Raw genomic sequence first — 18,928 nt, 5'->3', positions numbered from 1 at the left:
AATGGTCCACGAAGAAGGTGACTCGCGCACCGCCGACCCGTTACCCGGCACACTCGTCCTCCTGGGGAGCAGACCGTGACCATGAGCAGATCGTCGACGGGCCGCCACAGACTGGTCGCCAGCCTCGCCGCCGCGACACTGGCGCTCGGCATGACCGCCTGCGGCGACGACGACAGCGAGTCCAGCGACCGGTCGGTGACCATGTGGACCTTCAAGAACACCCACGTCGCCGCCCTGGAGCAGGTCGCCGCCGAGTTCAGGACCAAGACCGGGATCAGCGTCGAGATCGAGGCGTACACCCCCGACGACGTCTTCACCAGCAAGATTCAGAGTGCGGCGCAGACCGGTGACCTGCCGGACGTGCTCGAACTGCACGCCGGCGGCGAAGACCTCCGGGTCGGTGGCGCTGGCCTGCTCGGCGACCTCGCGCCGGACTTCCCGGAGTCGGCGATGGCGCGGTTCCTGCCCAGCACCCGCAGCGCCGGGCTCGTCACCGAGAAGCGCCGGGCCGAACAGGAGGAGGTCAAGAACGCCAAGGTCGGCAGCCTCTTCAGCGTGCCGTTCACCGCCGGTACCTTCGGCATCGTCTACGGCAACCGGGAGAAGATGAAGGCGGCCGGGCTCGATCCGGACAAGCCGCCCCGGACCTGGGAGGAGTTCGTCGGCTACCTCCGGGCGACCACCACCGCGGACCCGAAGCAGGGCGGCCTGTCACTGGGCCTGAAGGTCAGCCAGACCGGCTTCAACTGGATCTACGAACAACTCGCCTTCGCCTACCTCGGCCAGGCCGGCTTCGAGGCGCTCTTCGACAAGGACCCGGCGCAGGGCTTCGCCAGCCCCGAAGGGCTCCAGACACTCCGCCTCTACCAGCAACTCACGCCCCACTGGATTCCCGGGGTGAGCGCGCTCGGCATCGACGAGGCCGACGTCGCCTTCGCCCAGGGCAGATCGGCGTTCAACGTGGGCGGCACCTTCACCCTCGCCTTCCTCTCCCAGAACGGGATGCCGGCAGAGAACCTGATCACCTTCCCGATTCCGCCCGCGACCGGAGGCAAGGTCAGCGACCTGCGACTCGCCCCGCTGGCCCTCACCGGGCTCTCGGTCAGCTCGCAGACGAAGAACCGGGCGTCAGCGGTGAAGTGGATCGATCACCTCACCTCACCGGAGGGCTCCGGCGCGTTCGCCAAGGCCTCACTCGACCTGCCGGCGACCGACCTCGGCGCGCAGGCCGCCACCCTACTCGGCCCGAAACTCGCCGCGTTGCAGCAGTACTTCACCGGCCCACCGGAAAGCACCTACGACGCGGCGAACCGAGGCTTCCGGCCGCCCGACTACGACGAGGTGCAGGTCGGCGATCCGCTGGTGAAGTTCTCCCCGCTGGGCGAGACCGATCCGGCCGCCACCGCCGCCCAACTGGACAAGGTGCTCGCCGCCATGTGGCAGAAGTCCGGTTAGGACGGCACGACCGTGGCCCGTACGAACGTGATCAGACCGTGGGGACGACCCGAGGCCGGGCCGTCCCCACGGCCGCCCCGTCGCCGCCGGTCCGCCCGCCGGCAATGGCTGACCGGGTACGCCTTCATCGCGCCCGCGGTGCTGCTCTTCCTGGTGATGGGGCTCTACACCGTCGGCTACAGCGTCACGTTGAGCTTCGCGAAGTGGAACGGCTTCACCCCGGACTGGGAATGGGTCGGGCTCGACAACTACCGCGACCTGCTCTACGCAGACCCGTCGCTCGCCCCCGAACTGCGCGCCGCCGCCCTGCACACCGCGATCGCGATGATCGCGGTGCCGCTCGGCACCGTGGCGGTCGCACTGCCGCTCGCCGTACTGCTCAACCGCATCCAGCGGCTGCGCGGCCTGCTTCGGTCGATCTACTTCCTGCCGTACGTGACCACCGGAATCGCGGTCTACTACGCCTGGCGGTACGTGCTCGAACCCGACGGGGCGGTCAACCTGCTGCTCCGCTCGACCGGCCTGGGCAGCCTGGCCCGACCCCAGGGCTGGCTCGCCGACCCGGACACCGCGCTCGGCACCCTCATCGTGATCATCATCTGGGGCAGTGTGCCGGTGGCGATGCTGCTCTACCTCGCCGGCCTCCAGGCGATCGACCCGCACCTGATCGAGGCCGCCCAACTCGACGGCGCGGGCGGCGTACGGGTCGTCCGGCACATCACCTGGCCACTGTTGGTGCCGATCACGGCGGCGATCACCCTGCTCGGCATCCGGGACACGATGCAGGGTTTCCAGATCTTCCTGCTGATGACGAACGGCGGACCGGGCGGCCACACGGACGTACTCGGGCTCCAGGCGTACCAGCTCGCCTTCTTCCAGGGCCTCTCCCCCACCCTCGGCGTGGCCAGCGCACTCGGCTGGATGATCTTCCTGGCCGCCCTACTGCTCACCGTCGTCAACGCCCGACTGCTGCGGAGCAGCCAATGAAAGGTCTGGTACGCCACCTCTCCCCCGGCCGACTCGTCGCGTACGCCGCACTCGCGCTCTACGCGGTGGTCAGCCTCTACCCGTTCGCCTGGATGGTCTCCGGCGCGCTGAAGAACCGGGACGAGATCCTGCGCGGCGGCCATCTCGTGCCCCGCGAACCGACCTGGGACACCCTGGTCGGGACCTGGAGCCGGCTGCACTTCTTCGACTACCTGCTCAACAGCGTCAACGTGACCGGACTGACCGTGCTCGGGGTGCTGGCCGTCTACAGCCTGGCCTCGTACGCGTTCGCCGTGCTCGACTTCCCCGGCCGCCGGTTCCTCTTCTGGTTCTTCGTCGCGCTGCTCTTCGTGCCCGGCATCACGGTGCTGCTGCCTCTGGTGATCCTGGAGAACAAGCTCGGCATCCTCGGCACCCACCTGGGACTGGTGCTGCCGTTCGTCAACGGCACCGCGCCGCTGACCGTGCTGCTGCTGACCAACGCGTTCCGGTCGATCCCCCGCGAACTGCACGACGCCGCCCGGGTCGACGGGGCCGGCGAGACCCGGATCTTCTGGCGGGTCTACCTCCCGCTCAGCCGCCCCTCTCTGATCACCGTCGCGGTGCTGACCGCGGTGCCGACCTGGAACGAGTACGTGCTGACCCGGGTCTCGCTCAACGACGAGTCCCGCTACACCCTGCCGCTGGCCCTGGAGGCGCTCGCCTCGGGCAACGTACCCCGCTACAACGAGATCATGGCCGGCTCGCTGATCCTGGTGGTGCCGGTCATCGTGCTCTTCCTCGTGGCGCAGCGCTACTTCGTCAACGGCCTCACCGGGGCGGTCAAGGACTAACCGGTCGGCCGGCTCGTCACGGCGGTCGGCCGGCTCGTCACGGCGGCGAGGAGGCGTGATGTGATGGCTTCGTGAGCCGCGCCGTAGAGGAGACCAACCGCCGGATGCTTCGCGCGCGGGATGCGATGGACCGCGGATATGCCCAGCCGCTGGACGTCCCGGCCCTGGCCCGCATCGCCCATGTGTCACAGGCCCACTTCACCCGCACCTTCCGGGCCACGTTCGGCGAGACGCCACACCGCTACCTCCAGCGCCGCCGGGTGGAGCGGGCGATGTTCCTGCTGCGGGACACCAACCGGCCGGTGACGGAGATCTGCTTCGACGTCGGCTTCGGCAGCCTGGGGACTTTCAGCCGTACGTTCCGCGACATCGTCGGCCGGTCGCCGAGGACGTACCGCAAGGAGACGGCGGCCGTGGACGTGCCGACGTGCTTCACGAAGGCATGGACGCGGCCGAGCACCTGATCGCCACCTCCTCGGTGAGCCGTCGCCCCGGCCACGTCGCACCGAAGGGACCGGACCGGCCCTCGTCCACCGGTCGGTGGACGAGGGCCGCCGAGACAGCGGCCAGCCGCTACCGCGCTCGGAGAGCGGCGAACCGGACCGCTCAGGACTGCGGCGGCAGGTCCGGGCCGGTGGTACCGAGCTGCTCGGTGGCGATGACCTGCGGCACCGGCCAGGTGACCCCGGCCGGCGGCCAGCTCTGTCCGGTCCGAGCGAGGAAGTCGGCCGGGGGCTCGTAGATCGGCGGCTGACTACCGTCCGGGATCATGCTCTGCCACTGCACGCCCGCCGTACGGGACCTGAACTCCTCCTTCATCGCGGCCAAGTGCTCCGGTTGGATGATCAGGTCGACCGCGGTGGCGGAGAGGTACCGGGCGGCGGAGAGCAGCGCCTGGTGGGCGATGTTGGTCGCGGCCCCGGCGGTCACCGCCCAGTTGTGATGAGGTACGCCCGGCGGGAACGTGGTGACCAGGACGTTCACCGTCGGAACCTGCCAACTCACGTCGGCGGAGTCGGTCGACGGGCCGCCGAGGAACGTGGGCGGAGGAGGGGTCAGTGGCACCAGGGTGGTCGGCAGCCCGACCTCCGGCTTACCGAGCGACTTCTGCAGCCCCTTGGCGAGCTGCTGGTCGGCGGCGGTGAATTCCGGCGGACCGATCAGCTGCATGTTGGCGTTGGCCAGCTCGGCCCCGGCCCGGTTGCCGAGTCCGTTCCAGGTTCCCGCGTGGTACCGGTACGTGAGCCGGGTCTGGCTCGCCTGCGCGGCGGCCTTCGCACACTCCACGATCTTGTCGTAGAGCACCTTGACCCGGGCCGGGCTCCCCTCCCGGATGAAGAACCAGATCGAGCACATGTCCGGGGTGACGTTCGGTGCGCCGCCGCCGTTGATGATGGCGTAGTGGAACCGGCCGGAGGCGGCGACGTTCTTCTCCCGCAGGAACTCCGACATGGTCGCCATCAGCAGCGCACCGTCCAGCCCGCTCTTGTTACCCAGCGGTGAGCCGCCGTGCCCGGCCGCTCCCAGGAACGTGAACGTGGCGGAGGCGAGTGCGCTGGTGGTGTTCCAGGTCGCGAGGGTGTTCGCGAACGGATGCCAGTCGAGGTACGCGTCGAGCCCGGCGTACACCCCGGCCTTGACCGCGTACGACTTGCCGACCAACTGCTCCTCGCCGGTGGACCCGTACACCTTGACCGTGGCGGTGAGCCCCTGTGCCCGGATGGCCTTGCTGACCGCGATCGCGGCCCCGACGGACCCGGCGCCGAGCGCGTTGTGCGCGTCACCGTGCCCGGGACCGTAGGTCGGCCCGTACGCGTCGTAGTGGTAGATCAGCGGGTCGTGCGTGGTGACCGCACGCTTCTGGGACAGTCCGGGGAGCGCGTCGTACTCCGCGTTGAAACCGAGCACCGGTCCGCCGGAGCCAAAGGTGGCGACGAAGGCGGCGGGGAAGCCGGCCGCCCCCCACCGGATGCTGAAGCCGTGCGATCGCAGGAGCGCCGCGGTCGCCTCCGAGGAGCGCCACTCTCGCAGGGACACCTCGGCGTGCTGCCAGATCTGGTCGCTGAGTCCGGTGAGCGCGGCCGCGTTTGCGTCGATCCATCTCAGCGCGGTCTGCTTGGCCGCGTTGTCGCGGGCCGGGTCGGTGGGTGCCTGGTACGTCGACGGGGTGAATCCCGTGCGTTCGTCGTAGCCGAGGGTGGCGCCGAGCACCGGGTCGGCCGCGACCATGGCGGCGGCGCTCGCCCCCGCGCTCAGCCCGAACAGTTGGAGCGCCCGCCGTCGCCCGACTTCGTAGTCACCGGACATGAAACATCCTCCTTCGTACCAAGAGTCACCTCCTGGTCGAGACAAGGCAATTCGATCGCCTCGCCAGACTCTAAAGTGGACCTTGGGTCGGGAGTATGTGTTCATTCCGACAGACGGCCCGTGACCCGCTGGCACGGCCGCCTGCTCAACGCTTGATCGCCACCCCCACCCAGGCGGGAGTGCCTTTCGCGCGCTCGATCTCGGCCGGCTCGACAAGCTCGTCGGATTCGGGACGCCAGAAAGAGGGCTGGACGATTCCCGGTTCCAGCAGTTCCCAACCGGCGAAGAGCCGCTCGACCTGCTCACGGGTCCGCAGCACCACCGGCGCGGTCCGTTCGCTGTACTCCTTCTTCGCCTGGACACCCTCGGCGCTGTTCTGCGGCGGCGGCGAGGCGTGCGAGATAACCACATAGGAACCGGTGGGTACGGCGTCGCGCAGCCGAGCGAGGATGTCCCCGGGATCCTCGGCGTCCTGTACGAAGTGCAGCACCGCGACCAGCAGGATCGCCACCGGCCGGGCGAGGTCCAGGCCACCCTCGACGGCCAGCCGCAGCACCTCCGCCGGGTCACGCAGATCGCCCCGGAGCGCCGTTACCCGCGGTCGGTCGCGTAGGACGTCGTTCGCCTGGGCCACCACCACCGGGTCCAGGTCCAGGTAGACCACCCGGGCGTCCGGCGCCACCGCCGCGGCGACCTCGTGCACGCTGCCGGGGGCGAGCAGTCCGGCGCCGACGTCGAGCACCTGTCGGAGACCGGTCTCGAAGAGGAATCGGGCCGACCGGGCGAGGAACTCCCGGTTGGTGCGCACCCAGTACGCGACCTCGGGTTGTACGGCGAGCAGCCGGTTGGCCATCTCCCGGTCCGCGCCGAAGGTATGTGTGCCACCCCCGAGCGCGTTGTAGACCCGAGCCAGGTTGGGCCCGGACGGGTCCCCCTCCTCCGGCGTCCACGGCCTCTCCTCGGGCAGCTCCATCCGCTCCTCCTCCGGTCGTCAGGATCGACGCCCGTCACCGGTTCCATCGATCGGTGCGTGTGGTGCATCATCATGCCCTTCCATCGCCAGTGAGAGAAACCGCTCCTGGCGAGGCCCCGGGGGTTGACGATCTCCGCAGTTGGTGGGTTAGGTTAGCCATGCCTAAGGAATGAGGAGACGTCCGTGACCCAGACCGCCGAGCGACCCACGTCGATCCAGCCGTTCCGCGTCTTCGGCGCCGAGGTGCTACGCGTACATCGACTGAGTCCCAGCTTCCTGCGGGTCACCTTCACCGGCCCCGACCTGGGCCAGTTCGCCGACAACGGCTATGACCAGCGGATCAAACTGATCCTGCCGCTGCCGGAGACCGGCCTGACGGAGATGCCCCCCGGCCCGGACTGGTACGCGCGGTGGCGGGCACTGCCGCCCGAGCGGCGCAACCCGATCCGGACCTACACCGTGCGCGCGGTCCGCGCGGAGGTCGCCGAGGTCGACGTCGACCTCGTCCTGCACGGGGACGGCGGGCCGGCCGCCCGCTGGGCCGTCGCCGCCCGGCCCGGCTCGATCGCCGGGCTGTTCGGTCCGGTCGCCGGCTATTCGGGAGTGCACGGCGGGCTGGAGTTCCACCCACCGGCCCGAACCGACCGGCTGCTGCTCGCCGGCGACGAGACCGCCGTACCGGCGATCTGCTCGATCCTGGAACGGTTGCCAGCAGACGCGGTCGGCGAGGTGGTGCTGGAGGTGCCGGAGAGCGGCGACTCGCTCCCGGTCAGCGGCCCTTCCGGCGTAGACGTGACCTGGTTGGCCCGGAACGGTGCCGCCCACGGCAGCCAACTGGTGCCGGCGGTACGGGACGCGGCGCGGCGACTGCGCGCTGGCACGCCGACCCCGACGGCAGCGGTCGAGTTGGAGGATGTCGACGTCGACACCGACATCCTCTGGGAGGTCCCGGATGACGGTGCGGAGACGCCACAGACCGATGGTGGAGACCTCTACGCCTGGTTGGCCGGTGAGGCCGGAGTGGTCAAGACGCTCCGCCGCCAACTGGTCGGCGAGTACGGCATGGATCGCCGCGCGGTGGCGTTCATGGGCTACTGGCGCCTGGGCCGGACCGAGCAGAACTGAGCCCAGCGACGGCCGGTGTGATCGCGGCGCGGTGCCGGTGGGCTTCCCCGTGGCCTCCGGTACCGCGCCGCCCTGTTTCCGTGGCGCCGTCGCCGCGCCGGTCTGCTCAGAGCAGGTGGACGCGTTCGGTGCCGCCGTCGCTGTTCTGCAGGGTGAGGCTCCCCCCGCCGCGTTCCATCAATTCGAGGACCAGGTTGTAGACGACCAGCGCACGGTTGATCGTGTCGGTCTTGGTGTCCCTGGTACGCGCGCACGCCAGTTCGAGGGCGTCGACCGCCCTCGGGGTGAGGTTCACCGTGACCTTCACCAACGAGCGGCCACTCTCGCCGGACGCCGGGATGCCCGCGGCGACCTCCTGGTCCCCGACCACTGCCCGGCTGTCCTCGGTCTCTCCGTCGGCGACAGGCCGCCCGTCGGTCACTCGCGTCATCGCCGACACCCCTCACCGGCCCGGACCGCGAGCTGACCTCCCAGTGCTGTTCCTGGTCGTCTCAGCGCGCCCCCGGGTGTGATCACGGTTTATCCCCTCGATGCCGACCGTTCGACTGTCGGTTCCGGCAGGGCCGGCGCCGACGGCTGTCAGATCCGCGCGTGACCGGTGTCGGGACATCGACCGCCCGACTCGCCCACACGGCGGTCGCCGGAGGCTATTCCCGGCGGACGGCAGGCTGCTGTCAGGAATGTGACTGACGGGACCAGGTGGGCGTATTCGGCGGACCGAATGTGCGACATGGACAGTCGGGGTTTGACAGGCGTCTCTGTGGCGTACCCGATCGCCGCCAATTGTTCACGGAGTGGTCGGCACCGGCCGGCACCCCGCGCCGCCGTTCGGGCGAGCGGTCCAGGTTGTACGCCGAACGCCGGTATTGCCGGGACACACCGTGCCATAGGGGCACACATATATGGCTTCAGGTCAGTCGATGTATGGTCTGTAGCGTCATGGTCACCCTAGGTGATCTTGACGTTGACCCGGGTCGGCACACGAGGCTGCCGCCCCACAACAAAGGGATGAACGAGTGAGCCGACAAGAGGGAGCGGCCCCCCGATACGACGACGCCCCGACCGGGGAGTCCGAAGCGGAGGAGAGACCGAGCTACCGGGGGTACGCGTTCGACGTCTCCATCGACACCGGCCACGGGCCCTCCGTCGACGTGGACACCTCAGCACTGCGGCACCTCTCCGACAACATCGACGAGCACCAGGAAGGTTCGCATGCCGAATCAAGCTGACCAGCGCTTTGACCCCTCCGTCGACCGACTGCGGCAACTACGGCGGATTCGCCGCAACGCGGGTCGGCACGCGGTCGGACAGCGCTACGTCCGGCACGACCTCCACCGGAACCTGTCCCGCAGGACCGAGGGGACCGGGCTGGTCGACACACCTTGACCGATGGCCGCAGGGAGGCCGGACCGTTCGTTCGGGGAAGAACGAGCATCCGGCCTCCCGGCGCCCGCACCATCGAGTCGGGGATGGGCGGCGGAACGACGTACGACTCAGGGACGTTCGTCAACCGGTCTGCCGGCTTACTGGCCCCCTCGTTTCGACTGGTCCACTATCCGATGCGGAAGGCGCCACCAACAGCCAGGTAAGAGAGACTCAGGGGTCTTTCCCCAAGGACCAGGCGAAGATCCAAGGGGCGGCGTGCTCGGCCCCCTCGACGACACCCGCGCACACCCGTCACAGCGGGCCCGACCAGCGTGGATCCGACCACCACGAGTGTTGCCGAGAGCCCCTCGTCGCGTCACGATCCGCCGACGGCACCCACTGGCCTCGCCGGAACACCAAGGGCCGAACACCCCTCCGAAACCGGCGTGACAATCACATTATGCCGGCGATTCGGCTCCATTTGAAATGCCAACCTAATCTGACATAACCGGGCACCAAGCACAATCAGAATTGGCCCTGATCTCATCGTCGCCCAATGGTGCCATACAGTAATTGCGCCGACCTTCGCAGCTCATCGGAGCAGAATTTGTCGGCCCACTCCACCACCAACCGGAGGGAATGACGCATGGGCACCGTACGGCAAAAGGCACACCGATCCGCTCCACGGCTGATCGTCGGATCGGTACTGACGGCACTGCTGACCCTGACCACCGCCGGCGCCGCGCTCGGTCGGGGGCCCAGCACCGACGGGGCCTCGGTCGCGGCCCGCACCGACGCCTACATCCGGGACGTCGCCGGCGACGTGGGCGTGGAACCGCACAACCTCAATCCGATCTGGCAGAGCCCCGACATCAAGGTCTGCCCCACCGCGATCGAGTGTGCGACCAGCCAGAACCCGATCGTGGGCGTGACCAACTACGTCTTCGTCAAGCTCAACAACCCCGGCCCGTACGGCTCCGGCGTCAGCACGGGCACGGTGCAGCTCTACCGGACGACCCCCGGTGGCGGTGCGAGTTGGCCGATCCACTGGACGTCGATCGGCGCGGTCGCGACAAGTGCCTTCCCGGGCGTCACCACGGTGACGATTCCGTGGAACGGCGTACCCGGTCCCGGGCACTTCTGTCTGCTGGCCCGGTGGGTCTCTCCCACCGACCCGATGACGTCCGAGGGGCCGAGCCACAGCACCAACACCCGGAACAACAACAACATCGCGTGGCGCAACGTCGACTCGGTCAACCCGGCTCCGGGAACCCCCGAGGTGCGCCCATTCGCGATTGGCAACGAAACCAATGTGCCGACCAGGAACGACATCGTCTTCGCCCAGCGCGGAGAGCCATTCCAGAACGCCGGCGGCCGAATTGTCGCCGACCTGGGACCGGTCCTGTTCGAACGGTGGGTGCAGGCTGGGCGGCCCGGTGTGGGCATCCGGGAGGTCGGCCGTACCCAGGTGGAGATCGTCGGGGCGAACGCCAAGATCAGCGATCTGCTGCTCAACCCCGGTGAACGGCCGGCGTTCAGCCTGATCTTCTCCACGCAGACCGTGTCGTCACGGCAGTTCGTGGTCGACGTGATCCAGTTCGGCCCCGCCACGGCGGGCGGGGAGAAGACCGACGTCGGCGGCGTGCAGTACCTCGTCCGCACCGCCCAGCGGTAATCCGCGAAACTGGGGCGGTGGCTACCCTCGGGTGGCCACCGCCCTCACGCATCGGACGATCAACAGGTGAGCGCGGCAGATCCACGCGCCCCGCCGACGTCACCTCAGACGAAAGGGGCGAGCAGCGCCGAGACCGCCGACGGATCCTCGACGTGAGCGTTGTGGCCGAGGCCGATCAGGTTCACCGCCGACGACGACAGGCGGGCCAACTGTTCGTCGGTGACCATCGCGTCGTGTTCACCCCGGGCCAGCACCACCCGGCCCCGTGCCGCCGCGAGCAGGCCGGACAGGTCCGGCTCCCCCACACCGAAAGCGGCGTTCTCCATCGCCAGCCGCCACCGCCCGTCGTGCGCCACGATTCCGCTCGACACGGCGGGGTCGTCGGGCGGCAGCAGACCCGCCAGCCCGGAGACCCGCAGACACCGCTCGGCCGCAGCCTCGTACGAGTCGAACCAGGTGACCGGCCGGTGGGCGAGCGCCCCGGCCTTCGCCAACTCGTCCGCGCTCCACTGGACCTTGATGCCAAGCCCGATCGCGGCCCGCACCCGCACCCCGAACCAGCCGCTGGCGAGGGCGAGGGCGATCACCCCACCGAGGGAGTGTCCGAGCACCACCACCGGCCGGTCCCGGTCGAGCAGGTCGGCAAGGCTGCTGGCCAGAGCGCCGAAGGTGTAACGGGGCAGTGGTGTGGCGCCACCGTGACCAGGCAGGTCCGGTGCGAGCCAGCGACCGGCCCAGTGTTCGTCCAGATAGGGACGCCACCGCTGCCACACGGCACCGTTCGCACCGAGCCCGTGCAACAACAGCAGGGTCGGCGACTCCCCGTCCCCGCCCGCATCGTCCTGGATCAGCCGTACGTCAGCCATGACCGGCAGTGTGCCATCGCAGTCACCGAAACAGCGGGGGCGCCCCACCGAAGTGGAGCGCCCCCGCTTGGATCGCCCTGGGACCGTGGGCGATCGCAGGTGTCAAGCCGCTGCCAGCGCCGAGTCGCCCAGCGCCTGGATCCCGTCGACCTCCTCGGCCGGCCGCAGGGCCAGCGCGAGTACGTCGGCCACGTCGGCCAGGGTGTGGATGGTCAGCGCCTCGCGTACCTCGGTCGGCAGGTCGTCCAGGTCCGGCTCGTTACGCGCCGGGATGATGACCTCGGTGAGGCCCGCCCGGTGCGCGGCGAGGAGTTTCTGCTTCACCCCGCCGATCGGCAGCACCCGGCCGGCGAGGGTGACCTCACCGGTCATCCCGAACTCGGGGCGGACCGGCCGTCCGGAGGCGAGCGACGCCAACGCGGTCACCATGGTGATGCCGGCGCTGGGGCCGTCCTTGGGCACCGCACCCGCCGGCACGTGCAGGTGGATCCGGCGTCCGGCCAACGCGTTCGGGTCGAGCCCGAACTTGCGTCCGTTCGAGCGCAGGTACGACAGGGCGATCTGCGCCGACTCCTTCATCACGTCGCCGAGTTGGCCGGTCAGGGTCAGCCCTGGTTCACCCTCCATGCTCGTCGCCTCGATGAAGAGCACGTCGCCACCGGCGCCGGTGACCGCGAGACCGGTCGCCACGCCGGGGACGGCGGTGCGCTCGGCCGACTCCGGGGTGAACCGGGGCCGTCCCAGGTAGTCCTTGAGGTTGTCGGTGTCGACCCGTACCGGTCCGTCGGTGGTGGCCAGCGCGACCGCGACCTTGCGCAGGATCCGGGCCAGAGCCCGCTCCAGCTGACGTACCCCCGCCTCGCGGGTGTACTCGGCCGCGACCTGGCCGAGGGCCTCGTCGCTGACGCTGACCTCCTCGCTGGTCAGCCCGGCGCGATCGAGCTGCCGGGGCAGCAGGTGGTCACGGGCGATCGCGACCTTCTCCTCCTCGGTGTAGCCGTCGAGCGTGACCAGTTCCATCCGGTCCAGCAGCGGGCCGGGGATGGTGTCGACCACGTTGGCGGTAGCCAGGAAGAGCACGTCCGAGAGGTCGAGATCGACCTCCAGGTAGTGGTCCCGGAAGGTGTGGTTCTGCGCCGGGTCGAGGACCTCGAGCAGTGCCGCGGCCGGGTCACCGGCGTAGCCGGCCGAGATCTTGTCGACCTCGTCGAGCAGGATCACCGGGTTCATCGAACCCGCCTCGCGCAGTGCCCGCACGATCCGGCCGGGCAGCGCGCCGACGTAGGTGCGCCGGTGGCCTCGGATCTCGGCCTCGTCGCGTACACCGCCGAGGGAGACCCGGACGAACTTGCGTCCGAGCGCCCGTGCGACCGACTCGCCGAGGCTGGTCTTACCCACCCCGGGCGGACCGGCGAGGGCGAGCACCGCGCCGGAGCCACGGCCGCCGACGACCTGGAGGTTGCGGGCGGCCCGACGGTTCCGTACCGCCAGGTACTCCAGGATCCGGTCCTTGACGTCGGTCAGGCCGGCGTGGTCGGCGTCGAGCACCTCACGGGCCGCGACCAGGTCGGTGTTGTCCTCGGTACGGGTCGTCCACGGCATCTCCAGCACCGTGTCGAGCCAGGTACGGATCCAGCCGGCCTCCGGGGAGGCGTCACTGGCCCGCTCCAGCCGGCCGACCTCGCGCATCGCCGCTTCGCGTACCTTCTCCGGCAGGTCGGCGGCCTCGACCCGGGACCGGTAGTCGGCCGAACCGTCCGGCTCGTCCTCCCCCAGTTCCTTGCGGATCGCGGCGAGCTGCTGCCGGAGCAGGAACTCGCGCTGGGACTTCTCCAGTCCCTCGCGTACGTCGGAGTTGATCCGCTCGGTGACCTCCTGCTCGGCGAGGTGGTCGCGGACCCAGCCGACGAGCAGTTCCAGCCGCGTCGTCACGTCGGGCGCGGTGAGAAGTTCGATTTTCTGAGTCAGGCTGAGCCAGGGCGCGTACCCGGCCGAGTCGGCGAGTTCGGAGAGGTCGGTCATCCGCTCCAGGGCGTCGATGACCTGCCACGCGCCGCGCTCCTGGAGCAGTGACGTGGCGAGCGCCTTGTACTCGCGGGCGAGTTCCTTGGCCTTGCCGTTCGGCGTGGCCTCGTCGAGTTCGGTCGCCTCGACCCAGAGCGCCGCCCCGGGTCCGGGCACGCCGGAGCCGATCCGGGCCCGGGTGGTACCCCGGACCACTGCCGCCGGCTCACCGCTGGGCAGCCGGCCGACCTTCTCGATCAGGGCGATCACGCCCATCGAGCCGTACTCCCCGTCGACCCGGGGCACCGCGAGGACCTTCTTGTCACCCGATGCGCGGGCGGCGTCGACGGCAGCCTGGGTGCTCGGGTCGAGGGTCACCGGGATGACCATCCCGGGCAGCAGGACTGCGTCGGTCAGGGGCAGAACCGGAAGAGTTGCCATCGAACACCTGCCATCGTTTGAGTTGAGCCTGTACGACTCAAGTAACAAATGGTGCCCCGTGTTCCTGGCTGTGACGCAGGCCACAGGCGGGTCTCTGGCAATCCGGGCAGCACGGCGTGCCGGATCGATCCCACACTTTCCCGCATCCCCCGGGCGGTATCGGTCACCTTCACTGCACACCTGTAGCCTGCCCGTGTGAGCCAGCCGCCCCTCGACAACCAGCGGCAGGTGCCCCGAGCGGCCGCCTACCGACGGGGCAACCAGGCAGCCGCGCGCTACCGGTCGCCCATCCCCCGCCCAGCGGAGACCTCGCCCCACGAGGTTCCCGCCCGCTCCGGCGGGCCAAACCGCCGACGCTTCTGGCTCTTTGCCCTGGCACTGCTGGTGGCCCTGGGCATCAGCGCGGCGACCCTGGGGGCCGTCTTCGCCGGGCCGAGCCCAACCACCAGCGCGCTCGCACCCGACGGGGCGTCACCGGCCCCGGTGCGGGTGGCACCGCCACCGGGACCGCCGACCCCCCGACCTCCGACCGGGACGACGCCTCCGGCGCGGCAGGACCGGCCACTCCTCCCAGCCGACCCCGGTCCGCGCACCTCCACCGCCGCACCCCGGACCGCGCCCACGGGTCAGCCCGTGGTGTCGCCGGCCACAACCCAGCCCAGCCAACCCTCAGTCGTCTACAAGAACTGCAACCAGGCGCGCAGGGCCGGCGTCACTCCGTTGCGGGCCGGCGATCCGGGCTACTCGACGAAGCTGGACAAGGACGGCGACGGCGTGGCCTGCGAGAAAAACAAGGACTAGCCACCCACGGACGTCAGCGGTCGACCTCATTGCCAGGCAATGACGACCACCGATCGACTGTTTGTTGACCGGCCGACCGGGCGGACTCTAGGGTCCATAGAGGCATTCACCTTCACGATTCACACGGGGTTGGCCGGGACATCACACCGTCACCGGCCGGATCGGGAGCACCATGATGCGCAGAAAGCTTGCCCTCCTGCTGTCCACGGCGCTGTTGCTGACCGCGTGCGGCGACGGGGGCACAGAGAGCCCGGACAGCCGCGGCACCGACGCGACCAGGAAAATCACCGTCGGGGTCATCCCGATCCTCGACGTCGCCCCCATCTACCTCGGCGTCCAAAAAGGATTCTTCAGCAATCGCAAACTGGAGGTGAAGCTGGAGCTGGCCCAGGGAGGTGCGGCGATCGTGCCAGCGGTTCTCTCCGGCCAGTTCCAGTTCGGCTTCAGCAACAACACCTCATTGTTGCTCGCGCAGACCCGGGGCCTGCCGTTGAAGATCGTGGCGCCGGGCTCCTCCTCCACCGGCACCCCCGGCAAGGACTTCGCCGGCGTCGTGGTTCCCGACGGGAGCCCGATCAGGTCCAGCGCTGACCTCTCCGGCAGGTCCGTCGCCATCAACACCCTCAACAACATCAGCGACACCGTCGTACGCGAGGCGGTCCGTAAGGCCGGCGGCGACCCCCGAAGTGTCAAGTTCGTCGAGCTGCCATTCCCGGAGATGCCGGCCGCGCTCGCGAACGGACGGGTGGATGCCGCGTTTGTCGTCGAGCCTTTCCTCACCATCGCCCGTAACCAGAAGGGCCGGGACATCGCCTCGGCCTACGCGGAGGCGGCCCCGAACCTCTCGGTGGCGACCTACTTCACCTCCGACCAGTTGATCAAGTCCGACCCGGAGTTGGTCAAGGCATTCAGCGAGGCGATGGTGGAGTCGCAGGCGTACGCCGCGACGCACCCGGACGAAACCCGGCAGGTGCTCTCCACGTACACCTCGATCGGGGCGGAAATCATCCCCACCCTGACGTTGCCCGCCTTCCCGGCACAGATCAACCGCGAGTCCGTACAGGCCCTCGCCGACATGGCCGAGCGCGACGGGCTGGTCACCAAGCCACCGCAGGTGAGCGCACTGTTCCAGTAGTCCGGGGCCGCCAGCCCGACGGGTGTCGACGGGAAGGAGACGGAGATGGAGTTCGTCAGGAACCAGTGGTACGTCGCGGCCTACGGCACCGAGATCGGACGGGAACTCTTCTCCCGTACCGTCTGCGGCGAGTCGATCCTGTTCTGGCGGACCGAGGCCGGGGCGGTGGTGGCGATGAGCGACCGCTGCGTGCACCGGCGGTTCCCGCTCTCGGAGCCGCCGAGCCACCTGGTCGGCGACACGGTGGTCTGCGGATACCACGGTTTCACCTACGGCGCGGACGGGGTCTGTGTGGCGGTGCCGGGCCAGACCCGGATCCCGCGTACGGCCAGGTTGACCGCCTATCCGGTGAAGGAGCAGGACTCCTTCGTCTGGGTCTGGATCGGCGAGCGGGCACTGGCCGACGAGTCGCTGATCCCCCGGGCACCATGGCTGCGACTGGCGGGCTACACCACCGTGTACGGGATGGAACCGTTGGCCGCCCGCTACGACCTGCTGGTCGACAACCTGCTCGACCTGTCACACGAGACGTACCTGCACGGTGGGTACATCGGCACGCCGGAGGTGGCGAACACCCCGATCACCACCGAGGTCGACGAGGATCGGGGCATCGTCTACGTCAGCCGGCACATGGACGACGCCGAGTGCCCGCCGTTCTACTCCCGCTCCACCGGCATCGAGGGGCGGATCGTTCGGTGGCAGGACATCGAGTACCACCCGCCCTGCCTCTACCTGCTGCACAGCCGGATCGCCCCGGTCGGGGTCTACCCGGAGGCGGACGGCAACGACGCACACGCGTTCCATGTCGAGGTCGTCTACGCCATCACGCCGGAGACCGAGACGAGCACACACGACTTCTGGGCCGTGGCCCGCGATTTCGCCCTGGACGACCAGGATGTCTCGGACTTCCTGGAGCGGAGCAACCGGACCGTGGTGCTCCAGGATGTGGCCGCCCTGAACAAACTCGAACAGGTCATCGCCAGCGAGCCGGACGGCTACCAGGAACTCAGCATCAACATCGACACCGGCGGGCTGGCCGCCCGGCGGATTCTCCGGCGGATGGCGGCGGCGAGTCCGCCGCCGGCGCGGGCTGCGGCGCGATGACCGCCGAGCCGACCAGGCTCACCGGCACCGGCATCTACCGCATCGTCTGGCTGCCCGGATCGGACCGGCTCCGCGGGCACTGCTGGTGCGGCGCGACCCGGGACGCCGAGGATCCGGTCGCACTCTGGGACTGGTTGTTGAACCACCCGGACCAGCACGACGACGAGGACGGGACGACCAGCCGGCCGGTCCCTCCGGGGCGGTCGCTGGCCGGTTCCCCCGCACGATGAGGCACCAGGAGGAACGGACATGGGCGGCACCGGCGACGAGGTGGACTTCGACCTGGTCGTCGGGGACCGGGAACGGGTCGCCGCCAGCGTCGTACGCCTGACGCTGGTGCGGCCCGACGGCGGCCCGCTGCCGGAGTGGGCGCCCGGCGCGCACATCGACCTGATCGTGGAGCACGGCATCGCCCGCCAGTACTCGCTCTGCGGCGACCCGGCCGACCGGCGACAGTGGTCGGTCTGCGTGCTGCTCGAGCCGGAGTCGCGGGGCGGTTCCCGGTTCGTGCACGACAGGCTGGCGGTCGACGTGGCCGTACGGGTGCGCGGGCCACGCAACCACTTCGCGTTCGAATCGGCGCCCGCTTATCTCTTTGTCGCCGGCGGCATCGGCGTCACCCCGATCGTGCCGATGTTGGCCGCCGCCGAGGCTGCCGGAACGCCGTGGCGACTCGTCTACGGCGGCCGGACCCGGGACTCGATGGCCTTCGTCGACGAACTGCTCGCCCGGTACGGCGACCGCGTCGAGATCCGGCCGCAGGACGAGACCGGCCTGCTCGACCTCGACCGAATCATGGCGGACCTGGCCCCGTCGACCCTGGTCTACTGCTGCGGCCCGGAGCCGCTGCTGCTCGCGATGGAGGCGGTCTGCCAACCGGGCGCCCTGCGGGTGGAGCGGTTCGCCCCGAAGGAGCAGGGACCGCCGGTGCGGCAGGGCTCCTTCGAGGTCGAACTCGCGGCGTCGGGCCTGGTGCTGACCGTGCCGCCGGACCGCTCGGTGTTGGAAACGATCGAGGCGGCAGGAGTCAGCGTGCTCTTCTCCTGCACCGAGGGGACCTGTGGCACCTGTGAGACGACGGTGCTGGCCGGAGAGCCGGACCATCGCGACTCGCTCCTGACCGAGCAGGAACGGGCGGCCAACGACACGATGTTCATCTGCGTCTCCCGGTCCCTGGGGCCTCGGCTGGTGCTCGACCTCTGACCAGGATCAGGTCGGCGTCGAGCCGAAGAGCGTGAAGAACCGCTGTGCGACAGACCGGTCGCCGGTGAGGTCGAGTGTTCCCGCGTCGACGGCCGCCGCCACGGTCAGATCGGTGAAGATCAACTCCCAGAGCGTCGCCACGTCCGCGCGCACGGTTGCCTGTACGTGCGCGCGGGCGCCCCGGGTGATCTCGACCGAGGTCGGCGAGACCTCGACGTCGAACGAGTCCGCACCGACGACGAGACGGACGGCGAGCGTCGGCACCTCCCGCGCCGGCGGAAGCGGAAGCGCCTTGAACAGGAACATGAACGCGTCGGTGCTCGCCTCGGCTCCCTGCGGCGCGGGGATCGACGCCCCCCAGCGGGACAGGGCGATCAGGACCGGCTCCAGTTGCCGCCCACGTTCGGTGAGTTCGTAGACGTGGGCGCTCACCGGAGGGCCGAGTTCGACCCGGCGCACGATGCCGTCCTCCTCCAGCTCCCGCAGACGCTGGCTGAGCACGTTCTGGCTCGCCTTCGGCAGCCCGACCCGCAGGTCCCGGAACCGCTTCGGACCGAAGATCAATTCGCGGACGACCAGCAGCGCCCACCGCTCGCCCACCAGGTCCATGGTGAGCGCGATGCGGCACGCGTCCTCGTACGTCCTCTGCGCCAC

At 69.6% G+C, this 18,928-nt stretch carries 19 protein-coding genes; 13 read left to right on the top strand and 6 right to left on the bottom strand.

Annotated features, from left to right (window positions below; all coding sequences use genetic code 11):
• Positions 1 to 81 precede the first annotated feature (81 nt).
• The 4 genes from ACIBF5_RS21865 to ACIBF5_RS21850 all read left to right on the top strand — a co-directional run bounded on the left by ACIBF5_RS21865 (position 82) and on the right by ACIBF5_RS21850 (position 3,739).
• Complete coding sequence (locus ACIBF5_RS21865) at positions 82 to 1,455, top strand: extracellular solute-binding protein (protein ID WP_396814606.1); 1,374 nt, start codon at positions 82 to 84, stop codon at positions 1,453 to 1,455.
• Between the two features lie 27 nt (positions 1,456 to 1,482).
• Complete coding sequence (locus ACIBF5_RS21860) at positions 1,483 to 2,442, top strand: carbohydrate ABC transporter permease (RefSeq protein WP_396814394.1); 960 nt, start codon at positions 1,483 to 1,485, stop codon at positions 2,440 to 2,442.
• The gene (locus ACIBF5_RS21855) at positions 2,439 to 3,275 is read left to right on the top strand and encodes a carbohydrate ABC transporter permease (protein WP_396814392.1); all 837 of its coding nucleotides are present in this window, start codon (positions 2,439 to 2,441) and stop codon (positions 3,273 to 3,275) included. The genes ACIBF5_RS21860 and ACIBF5_RS21855 overlap by 4 nt, the downstream gene beginning before the upstream one ends.
• A gap of 71 nt (positions 3,276 to 3,346) precedes the next feature.
• On the top strand, positions 3,347 to 3,739 hold the full coding sequence (locus ACIBF5_RS21850; protein ID WP_396814390.1) for a helix-turn-helix domain-containing protein: 393 nt from the start codon (positions 3,347 to 3,349) through the stop codon (positions 3,737 to 3,739).
• A 142-nt stretch (positions 3,740 to 3,881) separates the two neighbouring features.
• On the opposite strand, the gene ACIBF5_RS21845 is transcribed toward ACIBF5_RS21850, so the two are convergent.
• The gene (locus ACIBF5_RS21845) at positions 3,882 to 5,582 is read right to left on the bottom strand and encodes an amidohydrolase (protein WP_396814388.1); all 1,701 of its coding nucleotides are present in this window, start codon (positions 5,580 to 5,582) and stop codon (positions 3,882 to 3,884) included.
• A gap of 145 nt (positions 5,583 to 5,727) precedes the next feature.
• Entirely contained in the window at positions 5,728 to 6,555 is an 828-nt protein-coding gene (locus ACIBF5_RS21840) for an SAM-dependent methyltransferase (protein ID WP_396814386.1), read from the bottom strand.
• A gap of 183 nt (positions 6,556 to 6,738) precedes the next feature.
• Here ACIBF5_RS21840 and ACIBF5_RS21835 point away from each other — a divergent pair, with 183 nt between their 5' ends.
• Positions 6,739 to 7,680: a siderophore-interacting protein gene (locus ACIBF5_RS21835; RefSeq protein WP_396814384.1), complete on the top strand. Its 942-nt coding sequence runs from the start codon at positions 6,739 to 6,741 to the stop codon at positions 7,678 to 7,680.
• Between the two features lie 106 nt (positions 7,681 to 7,786).
• Here the strand turns inward: ACIBF5_RS21835 and ACIBF5_RS21830 are convergent, their stop codons facing one another.
• Positions 7,787 to 8,110 carry a hypothetical protein gene (locus tag ACIBF5_RS21830; protein ID WP_396814382.1) on the bottom strand — a complete coding sequence of 108 codons (324 nt, stop codon included), beginning with the start codon at positions 8,108 to 8,110 and terminating at the stop codon, positions 7,787 to 7,789.
• Between the two features lie 586 nt (positions 8,111 to 8,696).
• Between ACIBF5_RS21830 and ACIBF5_RS21825 the strand changes: the two genes are divergently transcribed.
• The 3 genes from ACIBF5_RS21825 to ACIBF5_RS21815 all read left to right on the top strand — a co-directional run bounded on the left by ACIBF5_RS21825 (position 8,697) and on the right by ACIBF5_RS21815 (position 10,720).
• Positions 8,697 to 8,909 carry a hypothetical protein gene (locus tag ACIBF5_RS21825; protein ID WP_396814380.1) on the top strand — a complete coding sequence of 71 codons (213 nt, stop codon included), beginning with the start codon at positions 8,697 to 8,699 and terminating at the stop codon, positions 8,907 to 8,909.
• Complete coding sequence (locus tag ACIBF5_RS21820; protein WP_396814378.1) at positions 8,893 to 9,066, top strand: hypothetical protein; 174 nt, start codon at positions 8,893 to 8,895, stop codon at positions 9,064 to 9,066. Before ACIBF5_RS21825 ends, ACIBF5_RS21820 begins: the two co-directional genes overlap by 17 nt.
• Positions 9,067 to 9,691: 625 nt before the next feature.
• Positions 9,692 to 10,720, top strand: a complete 1,029-nt coding sequence (locus ACIBF5_RS21815) for a hypothetical protein (protein ID WP_396814376.1) — start codon at positions 9,692 to 9,694, stop codon at positions 10,718 to 10,720.
• 104 nt (positions 10,721 to 10,824) lie between these two features.
• On the opposite strand, the gene ACIBF5_RS21810 is transcribed toward ACIBF5_RS21815, so the two are convergent.
• Complete coding sequence (locus ACIBF5_RS21810) at positions 10,825 to 11,586, bottom strand: alpha/beta fold hydrolase (protein ID WP_396814374.1); 762 nt, start codon at positions 11,584 to 11,586, stop codon at positions 10,825 to 10,827.
• 102 nt (positions 11,587 to 11,688) lie between these two features.
• The gene (gene lon / locus ACIBF5_RS21805) at positions 11,689 to 14,031 is read right to left on the bottom strand and encodes an endopeptidase La (RefSeq protein WP_396814372.1); all 2,343 of its coding nucleotides are present in this window, start codon (positions 14,029 to 14,031) and stop codon (positions 11,689 to 11,691) included.
• 195 nt (positions 14,032 to 14,226) lie between these two features.
• Here lon and ACIBF5_RS21800 point away from each other — a divergent pair, with 195 nt between their 5' ends.
• The 5 genes from ACIBF5_RS21800 to ACIBF5_RS21780 all read left to right on the top strand — a co-directional run bounded on the left by ACIBF5_RS21800 (position 14,227) and on the right by ACIBF5_RS21780 (position 18,274).
• The gene (locus ACIBF5_RS21800; RefSeq protein WP_396814370.1) at positions 14,227 to 14,832 is read left to right on the top strand and encodes an excalibur calcium-binding domain-containing protein; all 606 of its coding nucleotides are present in this window, start codon (positions 14,227 to 14,229) and stop codon (positions 14,830 to 14,832) included.
• Positions 14,833 to 15,007: 175 nt separating this feature from the next.
• Complete coding sequence (locus ACIBF5_RS21795) at positions 15,008 to 15,967, top strand: ABC transporter substrate-binding protein (RefSeq protein ID WP_396814368.1); 960 nt, start codon at positions 15,008 to 15,010, stop codon at positions 15,965 to 15,967.
• Between the two features lie 45 nt (positions 15,968 to 16,012).
• Positions 16,013 to 17,071 carry a Rieske 2Fe-2S domain-containing protein gene (locus ACIBF5_RS21790; protein ID WP_396814366.1) on the top strand — a complete coding sequence of 353 codons (1,059 nt, stop codon included), beginning with the start codon at positions 16,013 to 16,015 and terminating at the stop codon, positions 17,069 to 17,071.
• Positions 17,068 to 17,301, top strand: a complete 234-nt coding sequence (locus ACIBF5_RS21785) for a hypothetical protein (protein WP_396814364.1) — start codon at positions 17,068 to 17,070, stop codon at positions 17,299 to 17,301. The genes ACIBF5_RS21790 and ACIBF5_RS21785 overlap by 4 nt, the downstream gene beginning before the upstream one ends.
• A 19-nt stretch (positions 17,302 to 17,320) precedes the next feature.
• Positions 17,321 to 18,274, top strand: coding sequence for a PDR/VanB family oxidoreductase (locus ACIBF5_RS21780; protein WP_396814361.1), 954 nt, complete (start codon positions 17,321 to 17,323; stop codon positions 18,272 to 18,274).
• 6 nt (positions 18,275 to 18,280) lie between these two features.
• Here the strand turns inward: ACIBF5_RS21780 and ACIBF5_RS21775 are convergent, their stop codons facing one another.
• Entirely contained in the window at positions 18,281 to 18,928 is a 648-nt protein-coding gene (locus tag ACIBF5_RS21775) for a winged helix-turn-helix transcriptional regulator (protein WP_396814359.1), read from the bottom strand.

Origin of the sequence: Micromonospora sp. NPDC050417 (genome assembly GCF_044458865.1) — a bacterium.
GTDB lineage: Bacteria > Actinomycetota > Actinomycetes > Mycobacteriales > Micromonosporaceae > Micromonospora_G.
Note: the sequence above shows the minus strand (reverse complement) of the source record. Positions and strands in the feature narration are given on the sequence as shown.

Excerpts from the sequence above, each read along its gene's own strand:
- ACIBF5_RS21790 (WP_396814366.1), top strand. The coding sequence starts at position 16,013 with ATGGAGTTCGTCAGGAACCAGTGGTACGTCGCGGCCTACGGCACCGAG.
- ACIBF5_RS21810 (WP_396814374.1), bottom strand. The coding sequence starts at position 11,586 with ATGGCTGACGTACGGCTGATCCAGGACGATGCGGGCGGGGACGGGGAG.
- ACIBF5_RS21830 (WP_396814382.1), bottom strand. The coding sequence starts at position 8,110 with ATGACGCGAGTGACCGACGGGCGGCCTGTCGCCGACGGAGAGACCGAG.
- ACIBF5_RS21840 (WP_396814386.1), bottom strand. The coding sequence starts at position 6,555 with ATGGAGCTGCCCGAGGAGAGGCCGTGGACGCCGGAGGAGGGGGACCCG.
- ACIBF5_RS21780 (WP_396814361.1), top strand. The coding sequence starts at position 17,321 with ATGGGCGGCACCGGCGACGAGGTGGACTTCGACCTGGTCGTCGGGGAC.
- lon (WP_396814372.1), bottom strand. The coding sequence starts at position 14,031 with ATGGCAACTCTTCCGGTTCTGCCCCTGACCGACGCAGTCCTGCTGCCC.
- ACIBF5_RS21865 (WP_396814606.1), top strand. The coding sequence starts at position 82 with ATGAGCAGATCGTCGACGGGCCGCCACAGACTGGTCGCCAGCCTCGCC.
- ACIBF5_RS21785 (WP_396814364.1), top strand. The coding sequence starts at position 17,068 with ATGACCGCCGAGCCGACCAGGCTCACCGGCACCGGCATCTACCGCATC.
- ACIBF5_RS21845 (WP_396814388.1), bottom strand. The coding sequence starts at position 5,582 with ATGTCCGGTGACTACGAAGTCGGGCGACGGCGGGCGCTCCAACTGTTC.
- ACIBF5_RS21815 (WP_396814376.1), top strand. The coding sequence starts at position 9,692 with ATGGGCACCGTACGGCAAAAGGCACACCGATCCGCTCCACGGCTGATC.
- ACIBF5_RS21855 (WP_396814392.1), top strand. The coding sequence starts at position 2,439 with ATGAAAGGTCTGGTACGCCACCTCTCCCCCGGCCGACTCGTCGCGTAC.
- ACIBF5_RS21820 (WP_396814378.1), top strand. The coding sequence starts at position 8,893 with ATGCCGAATCAAGCTGACCAGCGCTTTGACCCCTCCGTCGACCGACTG.
- ACIBF5_RS21795 (WP_396814368.1), top strand. The coding sequence starts at position 15,008 with ATGCGCAGAAAGCTTGCCCTCCTGCTGTCCACGGCGCTGTTGCTGACC.